The 22024-nt window shown below is 44.3% G+C and carries 15 protein-coding genes and 1 tRNA gene; 10 read left to right on the top strand and 6 right to left on the bottom strand.

Features of this window, described 5'->3' with window-relative positions; genetic code table 11:
* Positions 1 to 18 precede the first annotated feature (18 nt).
* Positions 19 to 1002: a GntR family transcriptional regulator gene (locus ABWT76_RS06400; RefSeq protein WP_054468264.1), complete on the top strand. Its 984-nt coding sequence runs from the start codon at positions 19 to 21 to the stop codon at positions 1000 to 1002.
* Positions 1003 to 1280: 278 nt separating this feature from the next.
* Here ABWT76_RS06400 and ABWT76_RS06405 read toward each other — a convergent pair whose 3' ends face one another.
* A complete protein-coding gene (locus tag ABWT76_RS06405) occupies positions 1281 to 4307 on the bottom strand; it encodes a PAS domain S-box protein (RefSeq protein WP_354635814.1) in 3027 nt (1008 codons plus the stop codon).
* Positions 4308 to 5272: 965 nt separating this feature from the next.
* On the opposite strand from ABWT76_RS06405, the gene ABWT76_RS06410 reads away from it, so the two are divergent.
* Together ABWT76_RS06410 and ABWT76_RS06415 are read left to right on the top strand one after the other, a co-directional pair.
* Positions 5273 to 5695 (top strand): thioesterase family protein, encoded by a 423-nt coding sequence (locus tag ABWT76_RS06410; RefSeq protein WP_054468269.1) that lies wholly within the window; start codon positions 5273 to 5275, stop codon positions 5693 to 5695.
* A gap of 466 nt (positions 5696 to 6161) precedes the next feature.
* Complete coding sequence (locus tag ABWT76_RS06415) at positions 6162 to 6491, top strand: hypothetical protein (protein ID WP_054468271.1); 330 nt, start codon at positions 6162 to 6164, stop codon at positions 6489 to 6491.
* 22 nt (positions 6492 to 6513) lie between these two features.
* On the opposite strand, the gene ABWT76_RS06420 is transcribed toward ABWT76_RS06415, so the two are convergent.
* The 4 genes from ABWT76_RS06420 to menA all read right to left on the bottom strand — a co-directional run bounded on the left by ABWT76_RS06420 (position 6514) and on the right by menA (position 11275).
* On the bottom strand, positions 6514 to 7995 hold the full coding sequence (locus tag ABWT76_RS06420) for a 2-succinylbenzoate--CoA ligase (RefSeq protein WP_354635815.1): 1482 nt from the start codon (positions 7993 to 7995) through the stop codon (positions 6514 to 6516).
* Positions 7996 to 8097: 102 nt separating this feature from the next.
* Positions 8098 to 9102 carry an o-succinylbenzoate synthase gene (locus ABWT76_RS06425; RefSeq protein WP_054468275.1) on the bottom strand — a complete coding sequence of 335 codons (1005 nt, stop codon included), beginning with the start codon at positions 9100 to 9102 and terminating at the stop codon, positions 8098 to 8100.
* Between the two features lie 244 nt (positions 9103 to 9346).
* Positions 9347 to 10153: a 2-succinyl-6-hydroxy-2,4-cyclohexadiene-1-carboxylate synthase gene (gene menH, locus ABWT76_RS06430; protein ID WP_054468277.1), complete on the bottom strand. Its 807-nt coding sequence runs from the start codon at positions 10151 to 10153 to the stop codon at positions 9347 to 9349.
* Between the two features lie 216 nt (positions 10154 to 10369).
* On the bottom strand, positions 10370 to 11275 hold the full coding sequence (gene menA / locus ABWT76_RS06435) for a 2-carboxy-1,4-naphthoquinone phytyltransferase (RefSeq protein WP_054468279.1): 906 nt from the start codon (positions 11273 to 11275) through the stop codon (positions 10370 to 10372).
* 570 nt (positions 11276 to 11845) lie between these two features.
* Between menA and ABWT76_RS06440 the strand changes: the two genes are divergently transcribed.
* From ABWT76_RS06440 to ABWT76_RS06450, 3 genes are all read left to right on the top strand, one after another.
* Entirely contained in the window at positions 11846 to 13270 is a 1425-nt protein-coding gene (locus ABWT76_RS06440) for an isochorismate synthase MenF (protein WP_054468280.1), read from the top strand.
* Between the two features lie 96 nt (positions 13271 to 13366).
* A complete protein-coding gene (gene menD, locus ABWT76_RS06445) occupies positions 13367 to 15190 on the top strand; it encodes a 2-succinyl-5-enolpyruvyl-6-hydroxy-3-cyclohexene-1-carboxylic-acid synthase (protein ID WP_190877835.1) in 1824 nt (607 codons plus the stop codon).
* 37 nt (positions 15191 to 15227) lie between these two features.
* Complete coding sequence (locus ABWT76_RS06450; RefSeq protein WP_354635816.1) at positions 15228 to 16334, top strand: hydratase; 1107 nt, start codon at positions 15228 to 15230, stop codon at positions 16332 to 16334.
* A 51-nt stretch (positions 16335 to 16385) separates the two neighbouring features.
* Here ABWT76_RS06450 and ABWT76_RS06455 read toward each other — a convergent pair whose 3' ends face one another.
* On the bottom strand, positions 16386 to 17582 hold the full coding sequence (locus ABWT76_RS06455) for a hypothetical protein (RefSeq protein ID WP_054468284.1): 1197 nt from the start codon (positions 17580 to 17582) through the stop codon (positions 16386 to 16388).
* Positions 17583 to 17863: 281 nt separating this feature from the next.
* Between ABWT76_RS06455 and ABWT76_RS06460 the strand changes: the two genes are divergently transcribed.
* The 4 genes from ABWT76_RS06460 (at position 17864) to ABWT76_RS06475 (ending at position 21654) form a co-directional block, all read left to right on the top strand.
* The gene (locus tag ABWT76_RS06460; protein ID WP_054468286.1) at positions 17864 to 18571 is read left to right on the top strand and encodes an HAD family phosphatase; all 708 of its coding nucleotides are present in this window, start codon (positions 17864 to 17866) and stop codon (positions 18569 to 18571) included.
* 85 nt (positions 18572 to 18656) lie between these two features.
* Positions 18657 to 18729 (top strand) — tRNA-Ala (locus ABWT76_RS06465).
* Between the two features lie 139 nt (positions 18730 to 18868).
* A complete protein-coding gene (locus ABWT76_RS06470; RefSeq protein ID WP_054468288.1) occupies positions 18869 to 19849 on the top strand; it encodes a hypothetical protein in 981 nt (326 codons plus the stop codon).
* 491 nt (positions 19850 to 20340) lie between these two features.
* The gene (locus ABWT76_RS06475; protein ID WP_354635817.1) at positions 20341 to 21654 is read left to right on the top strand and encodes a CAP domain-containing protein; all 1314 of its coding nucleotides are present in this window, start codon (positions 20341 to 20343) and stop codon (positions 21652 to 21654) included.
* The last annotated feature ends 370 nt before the right edge of the window (positions 21655 to 22024 follow it).

Raw genomic sequence — 22024 nt, forward strand, 5'->3', positions numbered from 1 at the left:
GTCCCTGGAGCCCCTGATATGGTTGATTTTCATATTCAGTCTGATAGCGAAATTTCTGCGTCGAACCAATTATTTAATCAAATTCGGTTTGCGATCGCCTCTCGGCAATATTCTCCGGGGGAAAAGCTACCGAGTACCCGTGCGTTGGCCATGCAGACGGGTTTACACCGGAATACGATTAGCAAAGTTTATGAACAATTAGAAGCGATCGGGTTGGTAGAATCCCAAGCGGGTTCGGGGATTTATGTCAAAGCCGAAGGCTCTCCAGGCCAACGGCCTATCAAATCTTACATCTTAGAACAACATCCCCAAGCGAGTGAGATTGTGCAGAAAAGTGTTGACAAGCTAATTGCTCTGGGTTGCACGCTCAATGAAACCAGAGAGCTATTTTTAGGAGAAATTGATTGGCGTTTACGGTGTAGTGCGCGAATTCTGGTGACAGCCCCGTCCCAAGATATTGGCATTGGTAAGTGGATGCGTTGGGAGTTAGAAGAAGCCCTGGCAACGCCGGTGCAACTTGTGGCTTTGGAGGAGTTGGCTGACGTGCTGGCCCAAGCGCCTTCGGGAACGGTGGTGACGACTCGTTATTTTATTGGCAAAGCGGAGGAGATCGCCAAGCCCAAGTCGGTACGAGTTTTGCCGATTGATATTTATGACCATGCCAAAGAAGAGGCGATTGTCAAACAGCTACCCAAGGATAGCTGTCTGGGTCTGGTAAGCATTAGTCCCGGTTGGTTGCGAGCCACGGAAGTGATTATTAATAGTATGCGGGGGGATGAATTACTGGTGATTACCGCCCAACTGGAAGATGCCTATAAGCTCAATTCGATTGTCCGTCGGGCAAGGGTGATCGGCTGTGACCCCGCCAGTTTACCTTCCGTGAAAGCGGCGATCGCAGCGGCTAAAGAAGACCTAATTCGCGCCCCGCAAGTTTACTGTATCGACCATTACATCAACCCGGATTCAATTAATCGGCTCAAACGAGAACTAGGACTTAGTTGAAGCCTTTGTCATTCAGAGATTCAATGGGGCGATCGAGTGGGGATGAGGGGCTTCAGGAGCTTCAGAAGCTTCAGGAGAGAGTGAATAGTGAATAGTGAAAGGGAGGATGCATAGGAAAGAGGATGCATAGGAAAGAGGAAAGAGGATGCATAGGAAAGAGGAAAGATATTCTCTCCTCTCTTTTCTCTCCTCTCTTTTCTCTCTTGGCCATTCGCCCCTACGACTTTTCACTTTCCCTGCCCCCCCGCACCCGCGCACCCCTACATCTGCCCAAGCCCTCATGCTTCCCCGTGATTAAACCAAGTTGGGGCGTTGGCTAATAACTCCGTTGCCGCTTGACTATCTAAGGGTTTAGAAAAGAAATAACCTTGTCCTTGTTCACAAGCTAGGGATTTTAATTGGGCTAATTGTTCAGAGGTTTCGATGCCTTCGGCTACTGCATCCATGCCCAAAGTATGCGCCAGGGTGACAATGGCTTTGACGATTTCTGAGTTTTCTTCGTTGTCGTTCATACGACTGACAAAAGAACGGTCAATTTTCACTGTATTGACGGGGAAACTATGTAAATAGCTTAAGGAAGAATAGCCGGTGCCAAAATCGTCCAGACTTAACTCAATATTGCGCGATCGCAGTTGCCAGAGAATTTTCGCCACTACCTCGGTATTTTCCATTAACACACTTTCAGTAATTTCTAACTTCAGGCAATTGGGATTTAAATTAGTTTCTAGTAAAATGTCATCAATCTTCTGAATTAATTGCTTCTCCCTAAGCTGTTTTGCCGAAAGATTCACACTCATTTTCAAAGGAGCAACCCAGGAAAATTGGTCTTGCCATTGCTTCATTTGCTGACAAGCTTCCCGGAGTACCCACTCACCCAAAGGCACAATTAACCCGGTTTCTTCCGCAATAGGAATAAATTCCACCGGGGAAACCATGCCTTTCTCTGGATGATGCCAACGCACCAATGCTTCAAAGCCAGTTAAGCTGGCGGATACTAAAGAGGTAATTGGTTGATAGTGTAATTTAAATTCGCGTTTTTCTATGGCTCTTCGCAAGTCATTTTCTAACTGTAATAAACCCAAAGCATAGGAATACATTACTTTATCAAATATTTCATACCGAGCTTTGCCAGCGCGTTTGGCTCGATACATGGCAATATCTGCATCTCGGAGGACTTGCTCTGGTTGTTCATAGGTCGGAGATAGCATGGCAATGCCAATACTCGCAGTGGTGACGACTTCATAACCATTTAAAGTAAAGGGTGAACCCAGCAGTTCTAAAATGCGATCTGCGACTTTTGTGGCATCTTTAATATCTTTAATATCTTCGAGTAAAATACTAAATTCATCGCCGCCCAAACGGGCTACCATATCCGTAGACCGCAGACATTGATTCAGTTTATCAGCGATCGCAATTAACAGTCGATCGCCCATCACCGGCCCCATACTATCATTGACAATTTTGAAGCGATCCACATCTAAAAATAACACAGCAAATAGCTGATGGGGATATCGTTTAATTCGTTTCAGTGCGGTGGAAACTCGTTCCAAAAACATCGCCCGATTAGGCAGACCAGTGAGAGCATCATGGAAAGCATCGTGAACTAATTGTTGCTCGACTTGTTTGCGATCGCTAATATCCACAAATTGACCGAGCAAATGTAGCGGTTCTCCCCTAAAGTCCCGCACTAACACCATTTTTAACAAAGCATGAACTACATGACCATCTTTAGCCAAATAGCGATTTTCCATTCGAAAAGAAGCAATTTCATCGGCTAATAAATGCTGCTGTTGTTCCAGAAATGCCATCACTTCCTCTGGATGGATTAAATCCGCAAAACTTTTGCCTAACAATTCCTCAGCGGTGTAGCCCAAAGGTTCACACAATCCTTGATTCACCCGCTGAAATGGCCCATTCAAAGACTGGATCGCCATCCCAATGGGGGCATATTCAAATGTATGACGAAATTGCTCTTCACTTTGACGCAATGCTTCCTCAGTGACTTTCAATTCATTAATATTTGTCACCGTCCAAACATAGCCAGTGATTTTCGTGTCTTGGTCAAATTGAGCGATCGCCTCTGACAAAACCCAAGTCACCTGATTATTAGCCCGTAAAAACCGATATTTACCAGTCACTTTTTGGCGATCGCTGTGGATCTGTTGCAACTGCTCAAACACCGCTAGACGATCTTCGGGATGAACATTTTGAATCCATCCTTCTCCCAACATATCAACCAGTCCCAACCCAGCGATTTCACAAGCGTGAGGATTAGCATAAACACATTCTCCACTGGCATCTAAATGGAAAATTCCCACGGGAGAAACCTGCATCAAGCTATAATATCGATGTTCGCTGTCTTGTAATGCTTGTTCCGTGCGTTTGCGATCGCTAATATCCGTCAAAAACGCCACAAAATATTTCGGTTTTCCCTCGTGATTTCGCGCCAAAGATACAGTAACATTGCCCCAAACCACTGCACCATTTTTGTGAATATACCGCTTTTCCCGCGAAAACTTAGGAATTAAATCATTAATTAATGCCTGACATAACTCTAGACTTGAGTCCAAATCTGCGGAATGAGTCAAATCCTGGAACTTCATTTCTAATAATTCTGACTCAGAATAACCGACAATTTTGCCAAAACCAGAATTCGTCCACAAAAACTGACCATCCAGTGACAGTTGAGCAATGCCAACTGCGGCTTGATCCATGATATCCAGAAAACGCTCTTGACATTCCAGCATGGTCAACTCCATTTCCTTTTGCTGGCTAATTTCTCGACCGATCCCCACCAAGAATTTTTCTGCCCCCACATCCTCAACACAATATATCTTTGTGGAGATAACATAAGTGTTACCCACGGCGTTGGTAAAATTCGCCTCATATTCCACCGGAGACCCCAAGGCTAAGACCCGTTTCTCTTGTTCTCGGAACAGGTCAACTTCGGGAAAAATCTGCTCGTCGGACTGACCAATCAACTGTTCTCGGGGATATCCAACCAGTTGGCAAAAAGCATCGTTGACAACTAAATAACGGTGTCCTTCATTCTTAACAAAAATGGGATCCGCAATGGTATTCAGAATGTGATTGATCCACTGTAGCGAGCATTTTCGGCGATTTTCCCTAAGTGGCTCCTCAGTGCTTGAATTGGCTAAGTCTCCTGTGTTTTGGGAGATTTGCTGTTCCCAGAATAAAGACTCAACTTGCTGACGAGCCTTGATTTCTGCTTGCAATGTGGTCTGCAATTCGGCTATTTGTCTACTGAGATCCTCGATTTGCATTGCTAGTTGCCGTTCAGACATTGTTTATAGAGCCTCCTGACCTTGATAATGGCGAGTCTCTCGCTACCATCCCCATATTGAATCAGCCGTTGAATGACTGTAACCGGCTTGACCATTCAGAAATCGCCAGAGACAAATGAATTTTTGTATTTTTTTAATATTTTCCCCTAAATCTCTCATTTGTGCTACAGCTTTGTCTTTAAATCTCGCCGCCCCGATCTAATTATAATGGACGGTTCTTGACGACTAAATATTTTGTCATCATTTTGTCATCATTTGGCGCTCGATCATAGTTAGTTATAATTGGTTCAATTGAACGGCGATCTCAGTGACTCAATTAGACTTTTCTCATGGTATCTTTAAATCAAGGTTTTGGTCTATTTAAAATATCTATTTCAGAGATTGGCTTTAATTTTATATAAAAAAAGAATAATCTCCAGCCAAATCATTTTTTTTGTTCTGACAAAGTATCAAGTCTCTAGGCAAGTGAGGGATAATTCTAAAAACCGACTAAAAATTATGCGTGATTCTTTATTCTTTGCTCAGGGGATAGTAGATATAAGGGATAGTAGATATAGTAGATTAGGACTGGTCAGTATTCGGAAACCTATATAGCAATTGTCATAGTTATGAAGTACAAAAAAAACCTGTCATTCCCGCGCCGGCGGGAATCCAGAAAACCTCTGTACTTCATTCGGACAATAACCGCTATATACTTTCAGGCAACGCCGCCCTCTTCCCCAGTGATATGTTACCAATTCTTGACAATAGAATTTACCGATCGCGATCGCGGCGATTAGAGGGTTGGGTTGCCTACCAATGGTCTAACCTACATTAGCTAGATTAGCAAAAAAGGGGGATTACCTTTAATGTATCGCGATCGCCGCATTTCCCCGGCAAATTCCCCGGCAAATCAACCAACATCTCAGCGTTAAATTCCACAATCAGCACCCCTAACCAATAACTAATCACTAATAATTAATAATATGTCATTCACCTACTTGCGGACGATTCGCTTCCAAGACACTGACGCAGCGGGAGTGGTCTATTTTAGTAATGTTTTGGCCATATGCCATGAAGCTTATGAAGCTTCACTGTTGTCCGCAGAATTTAATCTGAAAGATTTTTTTCGCAACCCGGAGGTGGCGATTCCCATTGTTCATGCTAGTGTGGATTTTTTCCGACCCATGTTTTGCGGCGATCGCCTCTGTGTGGAGTTAACCCCCCATCAATTAAATGACAACTCCTTTGAAATTGCTTATGAAATTTTCCCAGATCCCAAACTCACTCAGAATTGCCTTGCCAAAGCCTTAACTCGCCATGTCTGTATTAATCCCCGCGATCGCCGCCGACAACCCTTATCCCCACCGATGATCCAGTGGTTGACCACAGGAATTGATGATTTATAGTTGGTTGTTGGTTGTTGGTTGGGGAAAGGGGGTGTGGGGTGTGGTACAAAAGAAATATCACTATTCACTATTCACTATTCACTATTCACTATTCACTATTCACTTTTCCCTCTTCCCTCTTCCCTCTTCCCTCTTCCCTCTTCCCTTAATTTATAACCAATAACCAACAAGTTATATATTTCACCTAATAGCGATCGCTACTTTCTCAGAAAAATCTTACAAATCTCAAACAAACTTAATAAATAGTAATGTTATTTAATTTTACTACATTTAAATTAAAAAAACTTAATAAATCTACAGAAAAATTAAGACAAAGAAAATAATTTAGTAATTAATTGTAATTTTGTGTAACAGAATACAAACTATTTAACATTCTTTTAATAAATTAAGATATATTAAGAATTAGTGAATCTAATCCGGGTTGGTTAAGGCACACTTTCTAGTCGGTTCAACAAAGTAGGGCACTATGACACTGGAACAACAATTTTATACAAGAATCAGAGAATTAGGGTATTGGGATCGGTTGAATTTGACAAACCGCAAAAACCATAATCATAAAATGGCACTGGCTTGGTGCAATCCCAACACCACCGCAGACCCAGAGATGATGTTTCAACTGGTCTGGTTGTTGAGTTCTAGCAAGCGGCGGCAAAGACTGAATGCGATTGACGTGCGAATTTTAGAACAAACCGCAGAAGATTTGGCAGAAAACGGCCAAACGATGTCGGCGCGTAAGTCTTATGTGCAATATCTTTGGCAACAGGTTCACGCTCAAGAATTGACTTCGGTCAGCTAATTAATCATGGAACGGTTGAATGTTAGTTAGTTGTTTGCGGTTGGCTAAGACGCCATGCTTGGGCAATTTGATAGAGGCTGACGCGGTTGATTTTTCCCTGAGCATTCCGAGGTAACTCTGTCACCGGCACCCAATGTTTTGGCTGCTTATACTTAGCCAACCGATCTACTAACTCGATTTTCAGAGATTCCGGGGAAACGGTTAAATGGTTAGGAACATAAACAGCGGCGATCGCTTGACCCCAGTCAGGATCGGGTAAGGCGATCGCGCAAACATCGGCAACTAAACCAGTAGTTCTAATTGCCGCTTCTACCTCAGCGGGAAACACATTTTCCCCACCTGTAATAATTTTGTCGCTGCGGCGTCCCACAATATTTATGTCACCATCGGCATCAAAAAAACCCAAATCATCAGCGGTAAACTCTGGTGAATTATCCTCACATAGGGAAAACGATGCCATATCGGGATAATAACCCAGGGCTAAAGATTTAGCTCTAATCTTAATTAGGCCAATTTGATTAACCCCTAATGGCTGACCATCTTCATTACAAATTCTCACTTGGGCATGAGGTAAAACTTGACCACAAGTCTGATTCCCAGCTAAGAAAGCGCTGGGTTTTAAGGTGACAATTTGGGAGGCTGTTTCCGTCATGCCGTAGGTCGGTGCTAATTTAACGTGATACTCTCTAGCTTTTTCTAATAATTCTGGCCATGGGGGGGCGCCACCGAGAAGCACCGTGGCAAATTGTGATAACCAATCGGCGGCGATCGCCTGTTCTAGGAAGCGAGAAAGCTGGGTGGGTACAAGGGAAATAAAAAAATTTTCCGGGTTAATTTCTTGCAGATATTTTTGACAGGGGATTACCTCGCGAGATTCTGAAGTGAGGACATTTAAAATTTCTTTATAAGAGGGGAAAATTGCCAAAGTTCCGCCGGTAGTGAACGAGCGAATAAATTGCATCAAACCACTAACATGATACAGGGGTAAAACACAAAAGGAATTCACTTTTGAGACTTGAAAATACTCCGTAAATCCGCTGACTGATGCGGTTAAAGTTTCCCAAGTATGAATGGTAAAGCGAATTTTTCCCGAAGATCCGCCCGTGGGAATCATAATCGCTGCTTGGTTTTTGGGTAAGGGAAAAAACTGGTCAGATTTTTTGGCTGTTGCCGGTTTTTTGAGATATTTCTGTAAATGTGCTAAATCATTGCCCCAAATAATATCGGGCTGGAGGTAATCAAAGACCTGCTGCCATTCTTGTGCTTGCCAGTGCGGATTGGCTAAAAAAATGGGACATTTGGCCTCGACTGCGGCGATAAAATTGCCAATAAATTGCTCCGGGTCAGCGTCACAAAGGATAATTTTCCCCGGACAATCCGGGGAGCGATCGCTAATTTCCTGAAATTTTTGCTGGGCGATCGCCTCGATTTTTTGCCCGTCAATTCCTTTGAGCCAACCTTGATGATTTCGGGTGGTTAATGTTGATAATATCCAATAGTTCATGCTGGTTTCGATTCCAAGTAAAACAACTAGAAATTTACAACTATAAACTTAAAAAATTAAATAAGATATCCCTGATAGAGGATAATTTTCCCGGACAGCGGTTTAATCATGCCAAAGTTGATGAACATCAAAATTATCATCAAACCAATGGTTGACCCCAAATCCCACAGGCCGATTATGTTTAGTATTTAATTCTGAAGCTAATCTCAGGGCAGCTTCGCGGCCTATTTCGGTTTCAAAAACCGATGAAAAGACCGCATCAATATTTTTCGATTTGCAAAACTGACGAATTTGGGAAGGAGAACCGGCAATACTCGGTTTAATCACAAAAATTCCGTTCCAACCTTTTTGATAAACCTCTTTCATTTGCTTCAGGGTGACGACTGATTCATCTAAGGCAATGGGGGTGGAAAAGCGATCGCTTAATTTCTTCATCTGGTCAAACTGATCCACCGGCAACGGTTGCTCTAAAAATTCAATAATTTTCCCAGCGCGATCGCAAACGTGCAACCATTGACTCGCTTCCACATCCGTCAGTCCGCCATTGGCATCTAAGCGAAGGGAAATCGAGTCATCGGCAGAAAAATCTTCCAGAATTGACTGGACTAACTGCTCTAAAATTCGCAGTTCTAACTGAATGGGAATCACACCAATTTTCCACTTAAAGGTACGATATCCTTTTTTCCAGAGAATCTTGCAGGCAAGGATGGCCGCTTGTCCAGGGGGAAGTAAACCACTACACATTTCCGGTTCTGAAGTAGGATCTGGCAAATCCTCTAATGGCATTCCACTCAGGGTGAGTGCATGAGTGGTAATGGTTTCCCAGGCTGATTCAATCCCAAATTGACAAGCGGGTAACTCGTCGGGAACTGAAAAAATATTCGTTGGTGTAATCACCTTGGGGAGTTGTTGACAAAAGTCTAAAGCTTGCTCAAAGGTTTCTGACCCCAACCAACTCACTGGGGCAATTTCACCGAAACCTTCTTTCCCTTTCTCATCGGTGAGACGCAGGATAATACCTTTTCGGAGATCCCAGGTGCCATGACTGGTTTTGACCGGGACTCGGAATTGGCGCTGGTAGGGACGAAATTCAAATTTGTATTCCATTATTTTGCTATCTGTTTGGGATTTGCAGATCAGGGCAGATCAGGGATGCCGGATTTTACTGGTTATTTGCTATTTGTTGTTGGCTATTTGTTATTTGCTGTTTGGTTTAGGCTGAGAATTTTCCCGAACCAATAACGAATGACCAATAACGAGTAACGAATAACGAATAATTAATAAAGAATTGGCATTTAGCTAATTAACGATACCCATTTTAGGGACATTTTAGAGCAATCATAGAGAAAATTTAGCAAGATTTAAGTCGATCGCACGCTCCGAAAAATTGAATTAATTCGTTGACGTATGTTCTCGAATTTTCCCAGTGGATATTATGACCTGTGTGGGGGATAATTTTCAACTGGGCGAAGGCAGAGCGCTGGACTATTTCCGTATTAATCTTTCTAAATTTATCATCATACTCTCCTACTAGGAGTAATATAGGAACGGAATTGTGGGGTAATTGTTCCCATAAAGAAGGTTGGTTGCCAGTACCCAGATTACGGAGAGATTTGCTTAATTCTCTGGGGTTTTCCTGCATCCGACGTGCCATTAATTTTCCCCAATCAGGATGCTGGAGTAAAGATTGAAACAGAGGTTGATGATACCACTCAATTAAAAAAGATTTGAAGGGAATTGTTTCTAATTTTTGGGCAAGTGCTTCATCGGCTGCACGGCGCTGCGATCGCTCTGGCTCGGTCTTTAATCCAGGGGAGGCTCCCTCCAAAATCACTTGGTAAAATCGCTGGGGAAAATGTAAGGTTAAATATAAAGCCAATCGCCCCCCCATTGAATAGCCCACTAAAAAACATTGGTCTATGTGGAGGCGATCAAGTAAAGAAATCAAAGCCTGAGCAGTTTGGGGCATTTGGTAGCTAGTTTCATCCCCGTTCACTGTGGTTTTTCCATGTCCCGGTAAGTCAACGGTTAAACAACAAAATTTGTCTTTTAACTCTGTACAAATCTCCCTATAATCATCCCCACTTCCCAGAAATCCATGTAAAAATAAAATGACAGGTTTATGGCGATTTCCAGACAAAGAATAGTGAATGTTCATGGTGATTGATGATTGGTTGTTGGTTATGGATTATTTTGTTGTTTGTTGTTTGTTAGTGGTTATTAGTTGGTGGGTAGGAATTCTTTGGTTATTGGTTGTTCGATTGGAGATTATTGGATATTAAAAGCATTAATAACCACCAACAACCAACAAAATAATCCCTACCCAACAACAACCAACAAAAGAATCCTTACCCAACAACCAATCATTAATAAACTAGAAGAGAAATCCTAAGCCTAATAAACTACCGCTAATAAAATGAAGACCCACGGCGATAAATTTGCAATTGATTAACTTGTGTGGTTCTTGATAGTAAGTTTGGACTTGATGAGAAAGTTTAATGGCAAAGGGTAAACCCGCCAAGCTGAGTAAGGTTGAAAGGGGAAACATTCCTAATGCCACAAATATTCCCGTAAATACAAAAATACTCCCAGAAAACCACGGCAGGAGTTTGGTTCCGGTTTCAATTCCTAGGCGCACAATGGGCGATCGCTTTCCGGCGGCAATGTCATCTTCTACTTGGTGGAAATGAGAACAAAATAAAATCAAGGTGGTGGCGATGCCTACAATGATAGATGCGGCGATCGCCGATAGATTGAGCATTGACCAGCTTTGGGTTTGACTGTAGTAAGCAGCGGCCACTCCTACGGGCCCAAAAGCCACAAAGCAGAGAATTTCACCTAATCCGTGATAACCCAGGCGAAACGGTGGCCCTTGGTACATATAGCCGAGGAAACAGGCCAGCAAAATTAAGCCTAAGACGGTGAAGTCTTGCTGCCACCAACTAATCGCGATAATTTCTAGAATGCCAACAGCTAAAAACAGATTGGCAATCCAAAAAATTAAGGATTTATTTTGGGTGAGATTGACTAAGGAATGATGTTTATTTTTATCAATGCCGGTTTCTGAGTCAAAGACATCATTATAGAGATTTTCCCAGGCTAAAATTAAAATCGCCGCCGTCATAAAGGTGGAAAAAATCCCCCAATTCATAGTTTGGGTTTGAAAAAAAGCGATCGCACTACCGACCCAAATGGGCATAATCGCCACACTATACATGGGTGGTTTAATGGCGGCAAGCCACAGTTGGCGTTTGGAAGTTTGAATGGTTTGGGTGGTCATTTTAACTGTAAATATTAGATCGCAGACTATCCGGAGAAGGAAAATAACAGATATTTTCGGTTAGAGTTGAGCATTTGAATCCCTGGGCGATCGCCAGCTAACCAGTGACAAACCCAGGTGGCTGTGCCCCAGAGAATTTAAGGAACTTCATAATTTTACAATTGCAGATCGGTGGATGATCCCTGGCAATTGTTGAGAAATATTACAGAAACCAGGGAATTTTACTCCTGTCCGCGACAAATCAGGAATGATTGGTCTGAGGACTGGTAAATTCTGCGATTCCGCCTGAAGCGGATCGCGAACGCGAATCGCGCCAATCAGTCCATCGGGATGCCCAAAATATGTCTATATAGGACTTACGCAAATTTCCTTATGTCACCCTTTTAGGTAGGGGTGATTCGCGGAATCACCCCTACCATATATAAAGGTAATGTGTAAGTCCTATCTATATATATCTATGTGTACATATCAGTGGTGCGTCTAGTTCCACCTGATTCGTTTATAGTTAAGTAGCCAACCTTTAAGGGGACACCTGTGCCCCAACCGCCAAAATCTGCCATTTTCTCTTCCATGCCAGTTGTACCGTTTCATGCCAATCTATTGCAAGGTCATCGGGAACTCTGCCAGTTTCTGGTCGCTTGTCAGCAAGTGTCCAGAGAAAAAGGCTGTGGTCAAATTATCAGCATTTCCCTGGAAATTCCCCCAGTGGATCCCCTGGCGGTGTTTCAAGTTCTCAGTCCAGAATCTCCCTTACATTTTTATCTGGAAAAAGGGGGAAACGGTGAAGCGATCGCTGCTTTTGATGCCGCAGTAGATTTTACGGCTAACAGTGGCGATCGATTTACCCAAACCAAAGATTTTATTCATTCTACCCTGGCCAATACTCTGAGCACAGGGGCATTAAACTTGCCTTTTGCCGGCCCCCACTTTTTTTGCAGTTTTACCTTTTTTCCGCCAGATAAATCCAGTGATTCCCCCTTTCCTGCGGCCACCGTCTTTTTACCCCGTTGGCAAGTTTCTCGCTCTAACAATCACTGTTTATTAGTGGCTAATTGCCTCATTGAACCCGATCATAATATTGAAAATTTAGCCGAAAGTATTTGGCAAAAACTCCAAAAAATTAATTTAATTAAATCCCAGGGGTTGAACTGGGCAGAAACCAATGGTCAATCTCTGAATAAAAAACGGCATATTACCCAAACGGATAATTTTAAACTAGCGGTGAATTCGGCATTAGATTCTATCGCCAATCAGCGGTTAAGTAAAGTCGTTTTAGCTCATGCCATTGATGTCAGTTCACCGAAACCTTTTAATTTGGTCAAATCTTTACAGAATTTGCGCCGATTTTATGCCGATTGTTATCTCTTTGTCACCAGCAATCCCCAGGGACAAAATTTTCTGGGAGCCAGTCCAGAACGATTACTCAGTATTCAAAATCACCAACTGGTTACGGATGCCTTGGCCGGGTCTGCACCGAGGGGCAAAACTCCCGCCGAAGATGCTCAGTTAGCCAATCAATTAATCTCTAGTGATAAGGAACGGCACGAGCATCGAGTGGTGATTGATTTTATTCGCGATCGCCTAATTCATTTAGGATTAAATCCCCGAATTTATCCCGAAGTTCGGCTGCTGCAACTCTCGAATATTCAACATTTATGGACACCGATTAAAGCGACGATTCCCCCGGACGTGCATCCGTTAGATATTTTAGCCGAACTGCATCCGACTCCAGCGGTGGCGGGAGTTCCCAGAGATATTGCCTGTGAAGAAATTCGCCGCTATGAAACCTTCGATCGCTGTTTATATGCAGCGCCAATTGGCTGGGTAGATGCCCAAGGAAATGGAGAATTTATTGTCGGTATTCGTTCGGCTTTAATTACAGGAAATCATGCTAGACTGTATGCCGGTGCTGGAATTGTTCAAGGCTCAAATCCCGATCGAGAATTGGCAGAAATTGACCTCAAACTTCAAGCCCTTTTAAAAACATTAGTTTGAGCACATAAGCGATCCTATTTCAGGGTAGGAACGAACGGCCTACCCTGACCGCCATTAGGGTGCGATCGCTTAATTAAAAAATCGCGATTAAAGGCAATGATAGATTTTCGGAATACAAATACGGTTTGGGCGTCAGTTTTAGTCGAGACATTACACCATTTAGGATTAACGACCGCAATAATTTGTCCCGGTTCGCGATCCACTCCATTGGCGATCGCTTTTGCGGCTCACCCAAAAATTGCCGCAATTCCGGTACTGGATGAGCGATCGGCGGCTTTTTTTGCCCTGGGACTCGCCCGACAAAGTAATTTGCCCGTGGCGATCGTCTGTACTTCTGGAACCGCTGGGGCGAATTTTTACCCCGCAGTGATTGAAGCGCGGGAAAGTCGCGTGCCTTTGTTGGTGTTGACCGCTGACAGACCCCCAGAATTGCGCGATTGTCATGCGGGACAGGCGATCGACCAACTAAAACTCTATGGTCATTACCCCAACTGGCAAGCGGAGTTAGCGGCGCCATCGTTGGACATAGCCATGCTGCGTTATTTGCGCCAAACCTTAATCTATGGGTGGCAAAAAACTCTGTTTCCGGTTCCCGGTGTGGTTCATCTCAATGTGCCATTGCGCGACCCGTTGCCCCCGTTGCCCGAACCGGATCGGGCTTTGGCGATCGATCGCTTACGGCAGACGTTCGACGCCGAGGATTTTTTTGCTCATTGCTGCCCTCCTAGCCCCCAACCCCCCCAACCCCCCCTTCAACGGGGGGGCTACGGAGGGGTTGGGACGGTTGGAGAACGATTCATCCCTGAGCAAATATTTCCCCAGTGGCAAGGTAAACCGGGAATCATTATTGCTGGGCCTGCCCAACCTTCCGAACCAGAAACCTATTGTCAGGCGATCGCTCAACTTGCCCAAACCTTTGATTGGCCGGTATTAGCCGAAGGGCTTTCTCCCGTGCGGAATTATGCCGCCATAAATCCTGATTTAATTTCCACTTATGACCTAATTTTACGCAACCAGAATCTAGCCGAAACCTTGACCCCGGAAATTGTGGTGCAAATCGGCGAATTACCTATTAGCAAACAACTGCGACAATGGTTAGAAACTCAAAACATTCGCCGGTTTGTAATTGATCCATCTGACCATAATCTCGACCCCCTCCACGGCCCCACGATTCATTTAACAATTTCCGTGGGACAATTAGCCATTGCTGCCGCAAATAACCCCCCCAATCCTTTCAATTCAGTTAATTCAGCCCAGGCAGAATATCGGCAAAAGTGGGCGGACGCTGAGAGCCAAGTCAGAGAGGCGATCAGCCAAACATTTGCGTCAATCAATCACATCATTGAACCGAAATTAGCCTGGGTAATTTCCCAATCCTTACCCATTGGCACTCCTCTATTTATTGCCAATAGTATGCCCGTGCGGGATGTAGAATATTTTTGGCAACCGGGAAACCTGCAAATTCGGCCATTTTTTAATCGCGGGGCTAATGGTATTGATGGCACTTTATCCACCGCTTTGGGCATTGCCCACCGCCAACAACCTAGCGTTATGCTAACCGGAGATTTAGCCTTACTCCATGATACCAATGGGTTTTTACTTTGCCCTAAATTTCAAGGTCATCTGACAATTATTTTAATTAATAATAACGGCGGTGGCATCTTTGAAATGTTACCTGTAGCCCAGTTTGACCCACCCTTTGAGGAGTTTTTCGCCACGCCGCAACAAGTAGATTTTGGTCAGCTTTTTGCCAGTTATGGAGTTGAGCATCAACTGATTAGTTCTTGGGAAAAATTAAGGCAATTATTAAACCCATTACCGAGTCAGGGCATTCGGGTATTAGAGTTAAGGTGCGATCGCAAATTTGATGCTCAATGGCGCAAGCAAACTTTGCTTAATCTCGCCAGTATATTATCATAACATCCCAGAAACCTGGTTTTAGTGATTTCCCTAAGCTGTGGAGCGACAAACAACCCGGTTTATTGTCACCCAAATTTATCCCAACAACCGGGTTTTTTCTCTCTTCCTGCTTCGGCTGTTCACCAAAAAAACCGATCTTTTAAGTTTTCCTGTATTTCTTTCCTGTATTGGCTTCCAACCCATGAACAAAAAATTAAGATTAATTAGAGTCGCTGCTGCCCTGTTGCTGGCTCCCACTTTGGTTCAATGTACATCAACCACCGTTGCCGAAAAAATAGCTGAAGAAAACATCAATACAGCGTATAATAGCAATATTTCCCGCCCACAAACCAACATTAAAAATATTCTCAGCCCTAGCCAAGAATTAGCAAATAGCTACCTCAGCAAAACTCCAGCCACCGCCGTCACCGCGAATTTAACTTTAGCCCAAGCTGAACAAATTCAAGCGGAATTTGTCCAAATTTTAAGCCAGACATTGGGCAATCCCGTAGGCTATAAAGCCGCACTAACCAGTGCTCCAGCCCAAGAAAAATTTGGGGTTTCTCAGCCATTGTTAGGGGTTTTATTAGAGAAAATGTTATTACCCAATGGGGCAGTTTTACCCGCTAATTTTGGGGCTAGACCCATGACCGAGGGAGATTTAATTGTCCGGGTCGGTAGTGATGCCATTAATCAGGCAAAAACTATGTCAGAAGCATTAGCCAGTTTGGATGCAGTGATACCATTTATCGAAGTTCCGGATCTGGTTTATGGGTCAGAGGTGAAAATGGATGTGTATGCGATCGCGGCCATCAATATTGGCGCTCGCTATGGAATTTTAGGGGAGCCAATTCCTCTGACAAATAATCAAGATTGGCAAACCAGTTTAGCCGCCATTCGTTTAGAAATTATCGATGAAAATGGCACAACCTTAGCCACCGGAAATAGTAGTGCATTGTTGGGTCATCCTTTAAGCGTAGTCCTCTGGATCAAAAATACCCTTAAAGCCCAAGGAAAACAACTTAAAAAAGGTGACTTGCTTTCCCTGGGAACCATTACACCCTTAATCCCCGTAAAACCGAATAGCACAATTCGGGCGAAATATATCGGTTTAGACCCGTTCGACCCAAATAAAGAAATAGAAATTTCGGTTAAATTTGAGTAAAAAATTTGCCTAAATAAAAAATAACCTCAAATATTGCCTGAGCCAAAGCCATCAAAATTGATAACTAATGCCAATTTGTAAAACCGGATAAAATTTAAACCCGTCTAATTTGGCATTTAAATCCTCTATTTCTTTATCAATTGACTCCTGAAGTTGTGGCGTCACCGCTTGATTAGTTGCTCTGAGAGAAACTTCTGGGGTTCCGTGAATCATCACTCCTAAATCTATCGTGAATCCTAATCTTCTTCCTGGTTTCACCGCATTTCCCCAACCAATGCCCACAAAGGGCGCGACTAAAGGAAACGTGACATCTCCCGATAAAGTTCCCACTTGTTCAGCGGTAAAAGTCCGCCCACCAATGGTGTAAACTTGTCTGTCTACCCCACCGACAACTACTGTTTGAGACTCAGCGGTTGCCTCTGCTTTATTTCCATTTAACATCACCCCCGCAGAAAGGCGAAATTCCGTCTCTGGAAGCGGATAAATATCCATTACCGCCGCGCCACTTCTTAAGTTAATATCTGTGCTATATTTCACATCGGTTTCTTCATAGTCTCCACTCAAAGAAAAAATCCCAAATCCAGCGCGGGCATTCAAAATTTCTGAGACTCTGGCTGTAATATCTAATCCTAATCCTAAGCTACTGACTTGCGGCTCGATCGCCACTCCACTGAGTTCATTCAAAGGCCCCCATTTCCGGGGTTTTTCCTGATTATTTGAGTCTTCAGAACTGGATCCGGATGATGGCTTTTCAGGAATTTCGATCCCTGGAGGTTCGCTCTGTGGAATTTGCATCTCTGGGGGTTTTATCTCTGGCACTTCCATCGCTGGTGGTTCGATCGCCGGGGGTTCGATCGCCGGGGATTGACTGTCTGATTCTTGTGGCTTTTCTCGCTCTCCTTGACACATGGAATTTTGGGGAAATTTCTCACAAAAAACTGCCCAGTCAACGTCTTGAGTTAATAAAAACTGGGCCGAATTGCCGGAGATTAAAGGGTCTTGAATCTCTAACGACTCTAACGAGAAAGTTTGCATTTGCCCGGAATTCAGCAGACTATTGTCAAATAAAAAAAGCGATCGCTCATTTATTTGGGCTTTAGCCACCGGATTGCTTAACAAATCTTCAGGCAAAAAGTCGATTTTGTCTTGCGCTAAGAGAGGAGAAGATAAGCCGCCAATCGTATAGAAAACTGTGGTAATTCCTAAGTAAAACTTACTGGATTTTAAGCGGGGAAAATTTTTAAACATATTTGTTGACTTTGCCAAGATTGTATTGCCAATATTTTCAAGCTGGCAATAGGCTGAGTTTTATATACCACAGGTGATGGCTGATATGCAATCATCCCTAAAGATCCCCCTCTGGGGATGGGGGGTTTCCCAAGTCCCCGGCGCCTCCGAGCCAAAAATCGCCAGAAAATTCGCTAAAATATAAAAAAAATCATTAATTTTTTTCAGTGATTTACAAAGCTGAGAAAAATCCTGTGAGTTGAGTCCACAGGACACCTCTAAACCGAAACCAGGAGATAGTGATGAGTCTGAAAGCAATTTTATTTGATTTCAATGGTGTCATCATTAATGATGAGCCGATCCATGAGCAGTTGCTGGCGGAATTGCTGATTCAAGAAAACTTGCGTCCCAAGGACGGTGAGTTTAGGGAGTTGTGTTTGGGGCGCAGCGATCGCGCTTGTATCCTTGAATTATTTGCCAGACGAGGCCGAATTCTCGAAGAACCGGAACTCACCAAACTTATTCAACGCAAAGCACAAGCCTATCAAGCTCACATAGAAACCTTGGCCAAAATCCCCGTTTACCCTGGACTCGAAGACTTAATCTATCAGATCCGAGGGCTGGGACTAAAAATGGCGGTGGTCAGTGGCGCCCTGCGATCGGAAGTTGAACTGGTCTTAAACCGTTTAAAAATTGCCGAGTATTTTTCCGCGATCGTCAGTGGGGATGATATTAAAGTCAGCAAACCCGAACCGGATGGCTATTTGCTGGCGATCGAACGGCTGAACCGCGTCTATCCGGGCTTGAATTTACAACCCCAAAATTGTTTGGCCATTGAGGATACGTTTCCCGGCATTGAATCGGCGAAACGGGCCAAAATCCCTGTGGTCGGAGTCGCCCATGCTTACCCATTACATATGCTGCAACGGCACGCTAACTGGGCAGTAGACTATCTGTGGGACTTGAACCTGGAACGAGTGCAGGAAGTGTACAGCCAGTCGGCAGCATAGGGGATTTGTGATTTTTTTTCATCTCTTTTCCTCAGAGCACTTCCCCTTGGCTCTGACTTGTGCTACAATGTCTGAGAACAAACGCGGGGAATTAGCTCAGTTGGTAGAGCGCTGCGATCGCACCGCAGAGGTCAGGGATTCGAGTTCCCTATTCTCCATTAACTAAAACCCAGACTGGGTAAGTGTTTCATCGGTTGACCAGTTGTAAGTCAGCCTGATACTTTCTAGCATTTTCTGGATATTTCTTGATGTTTTTTGGGAAAATTGAGGGAAAATTGAGGGAAAATTGAGGGAAAATTGAGGGAAAATAATCGGAATCAGAAACATATCCATACAGAGGGCATCAAACTGGCTAAGAAAAGCCCTTGGTTTGACAAGCTCAAGCGGTCTTATCCAGATGTTGCCGGTTACGAGTCATTTTCCACCGTAGCTCAACATCTGGCGTTCAACTTATTTTCCCTAGACTTTTGTTTAGACCAAGAGTTATTGACGCCGCAGGATTTTTTAAATGACCTTGCCTGGAGTTCGACGGTAATGGCAGCCTGGACTTTGGCTCACAATCCGTTTCCCGTCTGGTGGCTCGATAAAGATTTATTTGCTGCGTTTGAGCAATCCGACATTCCCAAGGCGATCGCTGATTTGCAATTATCCGTCCCGTTTGGCATTCTCATGTTGCCCCAAAGCATCCCAAACCCCGATGGTGAATTTTGCAACTGGGTTAGTTTCCAGCATTTTCTCCCAGGGTATAAGTTTCCCATCATGCAGTTTGGGTTACATACTATCGCCTCTGTGCCCGTTGACTGTGAAAAGTTGCGCTGGCTGACGGTGCTTCAGAATGGGACTCGTTATGCCAGCACTGTAGAATTTGCTGGAGACCACCTGGTTCATGGCAACTTTCAGACGGTTGGAGACAAAGGAAAACCAGACGCTAACCGCGATATTGACCTCGAACGAGATTTTCTGAATCGGGTTGAAAAAATTGTTATCCAAACCCTGCTTTATCTTCAAATTCGACCTGATGATTTAGCGCCTCCTCGGAAGGTTTCGGTTTCTTATAAGGGTCAAGGCTTTGGCCAGAAAGCTAACAAAGACCGCCTAACTCCGCTCATCATCGGTCAACAATTTCAGCCTCAAACGGAGCGCGTCTCATCTGCCCACGGCACCCATGCCACCCCTAGGACTCATTGGCGGCGAGGTCATTGGCGTAGAGTGGCTTTTGGCAAGGGACGGCAGCAGCGCGAGTGGCGATGGATTCAGCCCGTGCTGGTGAATGGGTGAGCAGGGGAGCGGGGGGCAGGGGGGGCAGGGGGGCTTCAGGAGCAGGGGGGCTTCAGGAGCAGAGGGGCGGGGGGGCTGAGATACGATGCGATCGCCCGTCACTCAACCCAGTTTCACCGTATCGCTGTAAGGGCGCCTGTCTTGATTGGATAGATATGTTGTAACTTGCCATATTCACCAGCGGGAGTTTCTGTTGCTTAAAATAGTATTCATAAAGATAGAGGGCTGTCCCTAGTATGTCAGTTTCAGTTTCACTGAATTAGTATGGTAGTGCGATCGCCTGATAGACTCCTGTACCAAGTTGCTCTCTTTCAGCTTCATTTTCCCACTCGAAGGTGAGTTAGTGGAAACAAAGCATGAATCAACAATCGTGTAAATCTTTAAGCTTTCCTTAAATATGAATTAATGGAGACGTCCCTATTCCTGTTGTTACTAACAGGAGAAACCATACTTTAAGATTCCTTTGAAACTGAATTAAAGGTAATTAACAGATGGCTATTGATATTTATGCAAAATCACCCTTGGACGGTTTGGAAGAGGAAGAGGCCAAACTCTATGCCTTAATTAACGATTATCGCAAGCAAAACGGACTGCCCTCTATCCCCGCATCTAATGCCCTGACTACGGTGGCGAACCGCCATTTGCAGGATGTGGCGGAAAATCTGCAAATAGTGAGGTTGGATGACCCCCGCAATCCCCATTCCTGGAGTTATGGCGCTTATGATGGGAGCGATTCTAGCACCTGGCCAAATATGTGGACGGCACCGCAGCGACTGAATACGGGTTATCCGGGAAATGGATATGAGAATTTTGCCAGAACAACGGCTGATTTTATGTCTGCGGAACAGGCTTTGGAAGTCTGGAAAAATAGCCCGCCTCATAATGCGGTGATTCTGAATCAGGGTATCTGGAGCGATCGCCCCTGGAACGCTTTGGGAGTTGGTATCTATAAGGGGTTTGCTGCCTTATGGTTCGGGGAGGAACCAGACCCCACTGGTGAACCAGTAAAAAACCAAGGTTCAACAATAGATGAAGACGAGCAGGGTCGCACAGACTTAATATCATTCGTTCCTATGTTGGGAGAGGTGATACCAGAATTTCGCCGCCAGAGTCTCGCGGGGATAACGGAACCGGCAAATCAGTCTTTTGTATTTGCAGATTTTTCAGCGGAGAATGATGTGGTGCAGTTAACCCCGGAAATTAGCCGCCAAAACCCCGGAGGAGTGCGGGCTTTTGATGGGGATGATTTGATTGTGGGGTCGAGCGATCGGGATATCGTCAATGGCAACCGAGGGAACGATACCATCCAGGGTAGTGGGGGAGATGATTACCTGCGTGCCGGTCAAGATAATGATTGGCTTGAAGGCAATGATGGGAATGACATTCTCAATGGCAATAGGGGTGATGATACGGTATATGGCGGCGCCGGAAATGATTTGGTGCGCGGCGGTCAGGGAAATGATTTGTTAATTGGCGGTGATGGGGATGATGTGTTAATTGGGGATTTTGGTACTGATACCCTCACTGGGGGTCTTGGTGCCGATAAGTTTATTATCCGCGCTGATACGGTGGTGGGCGAAACTAATCCTAATTTGGCAGACCTGATTACTGATTTTGGCCTTGGGGATGAAATTGTGATTGTGGGCAATCAGGAAACGATTCAATTAGTCGCCAGTGGTAGTGATACGGTGATTCAGTTGAGCGGTGGCGATATTTTGACCGTGGTGGCAAATGTGACGCCGGGGAATTTGCAAGGGTCAGTTTTGGCGGCTTTTAGTAGCGATCGCGCCATGAGTATCGGGTAATGGCCATAATTTGAGTCTGTTGGACAATTCCGGGACAACCATAGAAGCCACAGAAAGGTACTTAGCACAGCAACCAGACTGAGATGCGATGCGATCGCCACCCAACCCAGTTTCAACCCTTCACAGCGTAACTTTGGGCGTATCGTTATATGGTAAAATAAGTAATTATTCCCCGAACAGTTACTAGGGGGTAATCGGTCGGCTATCTTCGGGTAGTCGGCCACTCTTTTTTTCAGCCTAAATGCTTCAGTAAAATCTCCGTAAATTGCTAACTGTCTAATTTAGAGACTGCTGATTAATGATTCTGTTAGCTGTTATAAGTTTGTAAACAAACCAATAAACTATTAACTACCTAATAAGTAACTACCGC

It is taken from the genome of Planktothricoides raciborskii GIHE-MW2 (assembly GCF_040564635.1).
Lineage (GTDB): Bacteria > Cyanobacteriota > Cyanobacteriia > Cyanobacteriales > Laspinemataceae > Planktothricoides > Planktothricoides raciborskii.